Genomic DNA, 9,628 nt, shown 5'->3' with positions numbered 1-9,628 from the left:
CCCCAACCACACAGTGGCCAGGGCACGGGGTATTACTTGGCACTGACTTTCGGCACGCTGTTGAGTTCTCAAGGAGCGGACGCGCAAGAACTAGACCCTCGCGGGCTTCGTCCCTGGCTGGATGTCCAACTCTACGCCGGTTTCCAGTGACCCGCTACCCGGGCCCCGGTCCGGCGGCCCTTCCGGGCCGCGCGGCGCAAAGAGAAAGTTACACGGCGCCCAGGGGCGGGTCAAACCCGGGGTCCGTGACGCCCGACACGCTGCGGCCACGCCCCCGACATCGGCCGTTCACACGGGGCGCGGCGGCCTCAGCCGGCCCGGCGCACGCCCGCGATCGACCGCTTCCCCCTGCGAAGGACGAGCCACCCCCCGGGCAGCCAGGCCCCCTCCGCCGGCACGGCGTCGGCATCGGTGATCCGCTCGTTGTTGAGGTAGGCGCCGCCCTCCTTCACCGTGCGGCGCGCCTCGGACAGGCTGCCCACGAGCCCCGTCTGCTGCAGGAGCTGGGCGATCGTCGGCACGTCGCCGCCCACGGTGGTGCTCCCGGCCTCCTCCAGCGCGGCCGTCAGGGTGGCTGCGTCGAGGGAGGCGAGGTCGTCCCGGCCGAACAGCGCCCGCCCGGCTGCCTCGGCCTGGCGGAGCTGCTCGGGGCCGTGCACGAGGAGGGTCAGCTCCTCGGCCAGCGCCCGCTGCGCCGCCCTGGCTGCCGGCCGCTCGAGGCTCTCGGTCACCAGGGCCGCCACCTCCTCGGCGGGACGCTCGGAGTAGAGGGGCAGCCACGCGCGGGCGTCGGCGTCCTCGGCGTTCAGCCAGAACTGGAAGAAGGCGTACGGCGACGTGAGCTTCGGGTCCAGCCACACCGCCCCGCCTTCGGACTTCCCGAACTTGGTGCCGTCGGCCTTGGTCACCAGGGGGGTGCTCAGCGCGTGCACCCGCGCACCCTCGGTCCGCCGGACCAGGTCGATGCCCGCGGTGAGGTTGCCCCACTGGTCGGAGCCGCCGGTCTGCAGCGTGACCCCGTGCCGCCGGTGCAGCTCCCGGTAGTCGTTGGCCTGCAGGATCTGGTAGCTGAACTCGGTGTAGCTGATGCCCGCCTCCGAGTTCAGCCGGGCCGACACCGCCTCCTTGGCCAGCATCTGGCTGACCCGGAAGTGCTTGCCGAGCTCGCGGAGGAAGTCGATCGCCGACACCGGGGCGGTCCAGTCCAGGTTGTTCACGTAGATCGGGGGGCGCGCCCCCTCCGCCTCCGCAGGCAGCTCCAGGAAGGGTGCGACCTGCTCGCGGATGCGCTCCACCCACGTGGCGACGGTGTCGCGGTCGTTGAGCTGGCGCTCGGAGGACGGGCGCGGGTCACCGATCAGGCCGGTCGCCCCGCCCACGAGCACCACGGGCTGGTGCCCGGCCCGCTGGAGGGCGCGCAGGACCATGAACTGGAGCAGGTGCCCGACGTGCAGGCTCTGCGCGGTCGGGTCGAAACCGGCGTAGTACGCGACCGGACCCTCGGCGAGATGGGCGCGCAGCGCGGCCTCGTCGGTGCTCTGGGCGATCAGCCCGCGGCGGTGCAGCTCGTCGATCACTCCGGGCTCGGTTGAGGGGGTCACGGGGGTCCATCCTGCCCGGCGCGCCTGCGCCGCGGCTTCCCACCCGCCCGGAACGGGCTCACCGACGGAGCGCCGGTCTCCCAGAAGCGCCACGGGAGCTCGGCGGCCACGCTGATGCCGACCCGCGGTCCGGCGGAGACGGCGGCCGGCGCCGACCCCCGGTGCAGCCGCACGGGCGAGCCCGGGTCCAGCAGGTCGGTGCCGAGATCGGCGCGTCCGATGCCCAACGCCTGGGTGAGCCGGGCGGGTCCACCGGCGAGGTCGCGCGGGGTGCGGGCGGCGGGCCGGCGCGCGCGGGCCAGCTCCTCCCCCACGACCACCGCACCGGCGCGCAGCAGCACCGCCTCGCCGTCGCCCTCAGGGCCCACCACGACGTTGGCGCACCAGTGCACGCCGTAGGAGAAGTACACGTAGAGCCGCCCGGGTGGTCCGAACATGATCGCCGCCCGCGGCGTCGGGCCCCGGTGCGAGTGCGCCGCGGGATCGATCCCGGACCCCGAGTAGGCCTCGACCTCGGTCAGCCGTAGCGCGACCGTGCCCTCGGGGCGCTCGGTGACCACCCAGCAGCCGAGCAGCGAGCGGGCGACGACGTCGACCGGCCCGAGCAGGTCCTCCGCGCGGACGAGGGGGCCGGGCCCGGGCCGGGCGGGGTGGGACGACACGCTCAGAGGGCCGGCGCCACCGGCGACGACGACGCCCAGCGCCCGTGCTCGGAGGCGAGGTCCTTCAGCGTCGCGAGCTGCTCGGCGACCCGCTCGGGCGCCGTCCCGCCCCGGGTGCTGCGGGCGGCCAGCGCGCCGCGGACCGACAGGACCGAGCGCACGTCGGGGGTCAGCCGCTCGTCGATGCCGGCCAGCTGGTCGTCGTCGAGCTGGTCGAGCTCCAGGCCCGCCTCCTCGCAGAAGGCAACCATCGCACCGCTGATCTCGTGCGCCGAGCGGAACGGCACTCCCTGGCGCACCAGCCACTCCGCGACGTCGGTGGCGAGCGCGAAGCCCTGCGGTGCGGCGGCCTCGAGCACCTCGGGGCGGAGCGTGAGCGTCGCGATCATCCCGGTGACCGCGGGCAGCAGGAGGAGCAGCTGGTCCATGGAGTCGAAGACCGGCTCCTTGTCCTCCTGCAGGTCCCGGTCGTAGGCGAGCGGCAGACCCTTGAGCATGGTGAGGATGCCGGTCAGGTTGCCGACGAACCGGCCGGACTTGCCCCGCGCCAGCTCGGCGATGTCGGGGTTCTTCTTCTGCGGCATGATCGACGAGCCGGTGGCCCAGGCGTCGTCGAGCCGGGCCCAGCCGAACTCGGTCGACGTCCAGAGCACGACCTCCTCGCCCAGCCGGGAGAGGTGCACGCCGAGCAGCGCGGCGACGAAGCAGAACTCCGCGGCGAAGTCGCGGTCGCTCACGCCGTCGATGGAGTTGTCCGAGGCGCGGTCGAACCCGAGCTCGGCGGCGACGGCGTCGGGGTCCAGGGGCAGCGAGGAGCCGGCGAGGGCGCCGGAGCCGTAGGGGCTCACGGCCGCGCGCTTGTCCCAGTCGATCAGCCGGTCGACGTCGCGGGCGAAGGAGTGGGCGTGCGCGAGCAGCTGGTGGCTGATGAGCACCGGCTGGGCGTGCTGCAGGTGCGTCATCCCCGGGGCCGCGACGTCCCGGTACCGCTCGGCCAGGCCGAGCAGCGCGGACTCCAGGGAGGAGAGCTCGCCGACCAGCGTCCGCACGGTGTGACGCAGGTAGAGCCGCAGGTCGGTGGCGATCTGGTCGTTGCGGCTGCGGCCGGCGCGCAGCTTGCCGCCGAGCGCGCCGAGCTTCTCGGTGAGGCCGCGCTCCAGGGCCTCGTGCACGTCCTCGTCGCTCTCGATCGCGGTGAACGTGCCGGCCTCGACCTCGTCCGAGAGCTCGCGCAGTGCGCCGAGCATCTGCTCCAGCTCGTCGTCGGTGAGCAGACCGGCGCGGTGCAGCACGCGGGCGTGCGCGCGCGATCCGGCCAGGTCGAACGGAGCCAGCTGCCAGTCGAAGTGGGTCGACTTGGACAGCGCTGCCATCGCCGGCGACGGGCCACCGCCGAACCGTCCGCCCCAGAGGCGGGTCTGCGATCCAGGTGCCGTGCTGCTCACGTGCCGGGTTCCTCTTCCAGGTCGGCGCTCAGTTCGGGATAGACGGCCGGCGTGCGCTGCGCGAGCGCCCGCAGCCGGTCGGCCAGGGCCGGTCCCCCGTCGGGCGCGCGGGAGACGACCAGCAGAGTGTCGTCCCCCGCGATGGTGCCGAGCACGTCGGGGAGGCCGACCTTGTCCAGCGCGGAGGCCAGGAACTGCGCCGCGCCGGGCGGTGTCCGCAGGACCGCCAGGTTGGCGCTGCCCTCGGCTCCGGTCAGCAGGTCGGCGAGCAGGCGGGTGAGCCGGGCGGGCGCGGCCTGCGCCGGGCGCAGCGGCGCGTTCTCCGGCGGCAGCACGTAGGACGCCGGAGCGCCGTCGGATCCGCGCAGCTTCACCGCGCCGAGCTCCTCCAGGTCCCGCGAGAGCGTCGCCTGGGTGACCTCGATGCCCGACTCGGCCAGCAGCACGGCCAGCTGCGTCTGCGAGGTGATCGCCCGCGCCTCGATCAGCTCGCGGATCCGTGCCTGGCGCGCCGAGCGGGTGAGGGCGGAGGTCACGCGCGCTCTCCGGGACGGACGGGCCCGGTCACGACCGCTCCAGGAGCCACGCGAGCAGCGCCTTCTGGGCGTGCAGCCGGTTCTCCGCCTCGTCCCAGACCGCGCTCTGCGGGCCGTCGATCACCTCCGCGGCGATCTCCTTGCCGCGGTAGGCCGGGAGGCAGTGCAGGACGACGGCGTCGTCGGCGGCGCGGGCGAGGGCGGCGCCGTCCAGCGCATAGGGCAGGAACGGTGCGACGCGCGCGTCGTACTCGTCCTCCTGCCCCATCGACACCCAGGTGTCGGTGACCAGCACGTCGGCGCCCTCGGCGGCCTGCGCGGCGTCGGCGGTCCAGGCCACCGAGCCCCCGGTCCCCGCCGCGATCTTCGCTGCGCGGTCGAGGACCGCCGGGTCCGGCCGGAACGACTCCGGTGAGCCGATCCGCACGTGCATGCCGGCGGTGGCGCCGCCGAGCAGGTAGGAGTGCGCCATGTTGTTGGCGCCGTCACCGAGGTAGGTCATCGAGCGCCCGGCCAGCGAGCCCTTCCGCTCGATCACCGTCTGCAGGTCGGCCAGGATCTGGCAGGGGTGGTACTCGTCGGTGAGCGCGTTGACCACGGGCACCCGGCTCACCGACGCCATCGCCTCGATGCGGTCCTGGCCGAAGGTCCGCCAGACGACCGCGGCGGCCTGGCGGTCGAGCACCCGGGTGGTGTCCTCGATCGGCTCGCCGCGTCCCAGCTGGCTGCTGCCGGCGTCGATGACCAGCGGGTACCCGCCGAGCTCGGCGACGCCGACGGAGAACGACACCCGGGTGCGCGTGGAGGGCTTGTCGAACAGCACCGCCACGGCCCGGGGCACCCCGTTGGCCGCGCGCAGCGGGGTGGGCGCCTCGGCGGTGTGCCGGGTCGCCTTGAGCGAGGCGGCCAGGGCGAGCACCTCGGCCTGCTCGGCCGGGGTGAGGTCGTCGTCCTTGAGGAAGTGCCGGGTCACTGGTGGTTCTCCATCGCGGTGTCGAGGGCGGCAGGGAGCGCGGCCACGAAGGCGTCCACCTGCTGGTCGGTCAGGACGAGCGGCGGCGCGAGCCGGAGCACGCCCGGCGCGACGGCGTTGGTCAGGAAGCCGGCGGCCCGCAGCGTGGTCTCCAGCGGCGCGGCGACGTCGGCGGTGAGGACGACGCCGAGCAGCGCGCCCCTCCCCCGGACCCCGCTGATGCCCGGGTGCCCGAGCGCCTCGATGCCGGCGGTGAAGCGGTGCTCCAGCTCCTTGGCCCGCTCGAGCAGGCCCTCGTCGCGGATGGTGTCGAGGACGGCCAGAGCGGCGGCGGCGGCGATCGGGTTGCCGCCGAAGGTGGAGCCGTGCGAGCCGGCCGTCAGCAGGTCGGCCGCCTCGCCGAAGGCGAGCATCGCCCCGATCGGCAGCCCACCGCCGAGCGCCTTGGCCAGCGTGACGACGTCGGGGTGCAGGCCGTCGGCCTGGTGGGCGAACCACGAGCCGGTGCGGCCGATGCCGGTCTGCACCTCGTCGACGGCGAACAGCGCCCCGGCACCGGACGCCGCCGCGGCAGCGGCGCCGAGGTAGCCGGCGGGCGCGGGCAGCACGCCGCCCTCCCCCAGCATCGGCTCGAGCAGCACCATGGCGGTCTGCTCGGAGACCGCCGTGGCCAGCGCCGCCTCGTCGCCGTAGGGCACGTAGGAGACCCCGCCCGGCAGCGGCGCGAACGCGGCCGCCTTCGACGGCTGACCGGTGAGCGCCAGGGCGCCCATGGTCCGGCCGTGGAAGGCGCCCTCTGCGGTGATCACCTGCGAGCGGCCGGTGAGCCGGCTGAGCTTGAAGGCCGCCTCGTTGGCCTCGGCGCCGGAGTTGCAGAAGAACACCCGTCCGGGCCGGCCGGCGAGCTCCAGCAGCCGCTCGGCGAGCTGGATCCCCGGTTCGTGCATGGCCAGGTTGGAGACGTGGCCCAGCTTCGCCGCCTGCGTGGTGATCGCCTCGACCACCTTGGGGTGGGCGTGGCCGAGGATCGTCGTGGCGATGCCGCCGAGCAGGTCGGTGTACTCGCGGCCGTCGACGTCCCAGACCTGCGCTCCGGCGCCGTGGTCGAGCGCGACCGGCGGCGCCTTGTAGTTGTTCATCATCACGGCCGACCAGCGGCGGGCCAGCTCCTCGGTGTGCGTCGTCATGCTGTGCCCTCCTTCTGGTCCCTCGCCGGGACGACCATCGTCCCGGTGCCCTCGGTGGTGAACGTCTCCAGGAGCAGGGCGTGCGGCGTCCGGCCGTCGACGACGGTCGCCCGCTTCACCCCGCCCTCGACCGCGCGCAGGCAGGCGGCCATCTTCGGGATCATCCCGGCGTCCAGCGTGGGCAGGATCTCGGCCAGCTCGCGGGCGTCGATCTGCTGCACCAGCGACCCGCGGTCGGGCCAGTCGGCGTAGAGGCCCTCGACGTCGGTGAGCACGACGAGCTTGACCGCGCCCAGCGCCGCGGCCAGCGCCGCGGCCGCGGTGTCGGCGTTGACGTTGTGGACGACGCCGTCGGCGTCCGGCGCGACGCTCGCGACGACGGGGATGTGCCCGGCGTCCAGCAGCGCGGTGACCGGGGTGGTGTCGACCGCGGCGATGTCGCCGACGAGCCCGACGTCGACCGGCGCGCCGTCCACGACCGCCGTGGTCCGCCGCGCCGTGAACAGCCCGCCGTCCTCGCCGGAGAGGTGCACCGCCATCGGGCCGTGCTGGTTGATCAGCCCGACGATGTCGGGGCCCACCTGGCCGGTGAGCACCATGCGGACGACGTCGATGGTCTCCGGCGTGGTCACCCGCAGGCCCCCGCGGAACTCGCTGGTGATGCCGAGCTTGGCCAGCATGGCGTTGATCTGCGGCCCGCCGCCGTGCACGACGACGGGGAGGATGCCGCAGGTCCGCAGGAACACCATGTCCTCGGCGAACGCCCGTCGGCAGGTGTCGTCGACCATGGCGTGCCCGCCGTACTTGATGACGACGACCTTGCCGTGGAACTCCTTGAGCCAGGGCAGCGCGCCGGTGAGCACGGCGACCTTCGCGGCGTCGCCCTCGGGGTCCTTGGTGCGCATGACCCGGCTGGTGCCGACCCGGCGGGGCAGCCTGGGCGGGGGCGCCGGCTCGTCGATCCGCACGTCCGGGGGCGTGGGGTCCTGAGGTGCAGCGTCCTGGGGTGCGGGGTCCTGGTGCTCGCTCATGTGGAGTAGGCCGAGTTCTCGTGCACGTAGGCGATGGACAGGTCGTTGGTCCAGATGGTGGCCAGCTCGGCGCCGGCGCGGAGGTCGACGTCGATGGTGATCTCCCGGCCGGTGAGGTCGACGCCCTCCCGCGGGTCGCCGATCGCGCCGCCCCGGCAGACGGTGACGCCGTTGATGGTGACGTCGACCTGGTCGGGCTCGAACGCGGCGTCGGTGGTGCCGATCGCCGCCAGCACCCGGCCCCAGTTCGGGTCGTTGCCGAACAGCGCGGTCTTGAGCAGGTTGTTGCGGGCGCAGGCCCGGCCGGCGGTGAGGGCGTCCTCGACGGTCGCGGCGTTGCGGACGGTGATGGCGATGTCCTTGGTCGAGCCCTCGGCATCGGCCAGCAGCTGCATCGCGAGGTCGGTGCAGGCGGCGGTGAGCGCCTCGGTGAGCTCCGCCTCCGTGGGGGCGGCGCCGCTCGCGCCGTTGGCCAGGGCGATGACGGTGTCGTTGGTGGACAGGCAACCGTCGGAGTCCACGCGCTCGAAGCTGACGGCGGTCGCCGCCTTCAGCGCCCGCTGCAGGACGTCGGGGTCGGCGGCGGCGTCGGTGGTCAGCACGACGAGCATCGTGGCCAGGCTCGGGGCGAGCATGCCGGCGCCCTTGGCCATCCCGCCGACGGTCCAGCCGCCCCGCTCCTGCGCCGTCGTCTTGGGCACGCTGTCGGTGGTCATGATCGCCCGGGCCGCGTCGGCCCCGCCGTCCTCGGTCAGCCCCTTCACCGCGGCGGTGACGCCGGCGGTCAGCCTGTCCATGGGCAGCCGGACCCCGATGAGGCCGGTGCTGGCGACCGCGACGTCGACCGCGCCGATGTCCAGCTGCGCGGCGGCGTGCTCGGCGGTGGCGTGGGTGTCCTGGAACCCCTCCGGCCCGGTGCAGGCGTTGGCGCCGCCGGAGTTGAGCACGACGGCCCGGCAGCGCCCGCCGGCCAGCACCTGGCGGCTCCACAGCACCGGCGCGGCCGGGAAGCGGTTGGTCGTGAAGACGGCGGCCGCGGCGTCGTCCGGGCCGGTGTTGAGGACGACGGCGACGTCGCGGTCGCCGCTGGACTTCAGGCCGGCGGCCACGCCGGCGGCGGCGAAGCCCTTCGGTGCCGTGCACGTCATGGCGCTACTCCTACGACCGGCAGGCCGGTGGTCTCGGGCAGGCCCAGGGCGAGGTTGGCGCACTGGATCGCCGCTCCCCCGGTGCCCTTGGTCAGGTTGTCGACGGCCGCCACGACGACCAGCCGGTTCGCGTCGGCGTCGACGGCCAGCTGCAATGCGACGGTGTTGGCGCCGAGCACCTGCGCCGTGGTGGGCCACTGGCCCTCGGGCAGCAGGTGGACGAACGGCTCGTCTGCGTAGGCCTGCTCGTACGCCGCGCGCGCGGCGGCGGCGTCGGTGCCGGGCGTCAGCGGGGCCGAGCAGGTGGCGAGGATGCCCCGGCTCATCGGCACCAGGGTCGGGGTGAAGCTGACGCCCACCGGCGCACCGGCGGCCTGCGAGAGGCCCTGGATCATCTCCGGCGTGTGCCGGTGCACTCCCCCGACGCCGTAGGCGCTCGCCGCGCCCATGACCTCGCTGCCGAGCAGGTGCGGCTTGGGCGACTTGCCGGCGCCGCTGGTGCCGCTGGCGGCGACCACGACGACGTCGGGCTCGACCAGGCCGGCGGCCAGCGCCGGGGCCAGCGCGAGGGTGACCGAGGTCGGGTAGCAGCCCGGCACGGCGATCCGCGTCGCGTCGGTCAGCGCCTCGCGCTGCCCGGGCAGCTCGGGCAGGCCGTAGGGCCAGGTGCCGGCGTGCACGCCGCCGTACCAGCGCGCCCAGGCGGCGGGGTCGTTCAGCCGGTGGTCGGCGCCGCAGTCGATGACCAGGGTCTCCGCCGGCAGTTGATCGGCGATGGCTGCGGACTCGCCGTGCGGCAGCGCCAGGACGACGACGTCGTAGCCGACGAGGCTCGCCGCGTCGCTGGGCTGGACGACCATGTCGGCGAAGGGCAGCAGGTGGGGTTGCAGCTCACCCAGGCGTCGGCCGGCGCTCGAGTTGGCGTGCACCCCGGCCAGCCGGAGGTTCGGGTGCCCGGCCAGCAGCCGGCACACCTCGCCCCCCGCGTACCCGGTGGCGCCGGTGACCCCGACCGTCCACGTCTGCGCTGCGCTCACAATGCATG

Annotated in this window: 9 protein-coding genes; all 9 read right to left on the bottom strand. The window is 74.4% G+C overall.

The window, feature by feature from the left end:
• Positions 1–308: 308 nt before the first annotated feature.
• The 9 genes from tyrS to argC are packed head-to-tail and all read right to left on the bottom strand — an operon-like array spanning position 309 to position 9,620.
• On the bottom strand, positions 309–1,601 hold the full coding sequence (tyrS, locus tag ACI8AG_RS16980) for a tyrosine--tRNA ligase (protein ID WP_456597953.1): 1,293 nt from the start codon (positions 1,599–1,601) through the stop codon (positions 309–311).
• A complete protein-coding gene (locus ACI8AG_RS16975) occupies positions 1,598–2,263 on the bottom strand; it encodes a DNA-3-methyladenine glycosylase (RefSeq protein WP_456597952.1) in 666 nt (221 codons plus the stop codon). Before ACI8AG_RS16975 ends, tyrS begins: the two co-directional genes overlap by 4 nt.
• Positions 2,264–2,265: 2 nt before the next feature.
• A complete protein-coding gene (gene argH / locus ACI8AG_RS16970; RefSeq protein WP_456597951.1) occupies positions 2,266–3,708 on the bottom strand; it encodes an argininosuccinate lyase in 1,443 nt (480 codons plus the stop codon).
• A complete protein-coding gene (locus ACI8AG_RS16965) occupies positions 3,705–4,244 on the bottom strand; it encodes an arginine repressor (protein ID WP_456591018.1) in 540 nt (179 codons plus the stop codon). Before ACI8AG_RS16965 ends, argH begins: the two co-directional genes overlap by 4 nt.
• Before the next feature lie 28 nt (positions 4,245–4,272).
• Positions 4,273–5,217 carry an ornithine carbamoyltransferase gene (gene argF, locus ACI8AG_RS16960; RefSeq protein WP_456597950.1) on the bottom strand — a complete coding sequence of 315 codons (945 nt, stop codon included), beginning with the start codon at positions 5,215–5,217 and terminating at the stop codon, positions 4,273–4,275.
• Complete coding sequence (locus tag ACI8AG_RS16955) at positions 5,214–6,404, bottom strand: acetylornithine transaminase (protein ID WP_456597949.1); 1,191 nt, start codon at positions 6,402–6,404, stop codon at positions 5,214–5,216. Before ACI8AG_RS16955 ends, argF begins: the two co-directional genes overlap by 4 nt.
• Positions 6,401–7,435 (bottom strand): acetylglutamate kinase, encoded by a 1,035-nt coding sequence (argB, locus tag ACI8AG_RS16950; RefSeq protein ID WP_456597948.1) that lies wholly within the window; start codon positions 7,433–7,435, stop codon positions 6,401–6,403. Before argB ends, ACI8AG_RS16955 begins: the two co-directional genes overlap by 4 nt.
• A complete protein-coding gene (gene argJ / locus ACI8AG_RS16945; RefSeq protein ID WP_456597947.1) occupies positions 7,432–8,583 on the bottom strand; it encodes a bifunctional glutamate N-acetyltransferase/amino-acid acetyltransferase ArgJ in 1,152 nt (383 codons plus the stop codon). The genes argB and argJ overlap by 4 nt, the downstream gene beginning before the upstream one ends.
• Entirely contained in the window at positions 8,580–9,620 is a 1,041-nt protein-coding gene (gene argC, locus ACI8AG_RS16940) for an N-acetyl-gamma-glutamyl-phosphate reductase (protein WP_456597946.1), read from the bottom strand. Before argC ends, argJ begins: the two co-directional genes overlap by 4 nt.
• Positions 9,621–9,628 lie beyond the last annotated feature (8 nt).

The sequence above is a fragment of the Blastococcus sp. SYSU DS0552 genome (assembly GCF_054050815.1).
This window is presented reverse-complemented; position numbering and strand designations above follow the sequence as displayed.

Coding starts and splice junctions, on each gene's coding strand:
- argJ (WP_456597947.1), bottom strand. CDS start 8,583: ATGACGTGCACGGCACCGAAGGGCTTCGCCGCCGCCGGCGTGGCCGCC.
- argB (WP_456597948.1), bottom strand. CDS start 7,435: ATGAGCGAGCACCAGGACCCCGCACCCCAGGACGCTGCACCTCAGGAC.
- ACI8AG_RS16955 (WP_456597949.1), bottom strand. CDS start 6,404: ATGACGACGCACACCGAGGAGCTGGCCCGCCGCTGGTCGGCCGTGATG.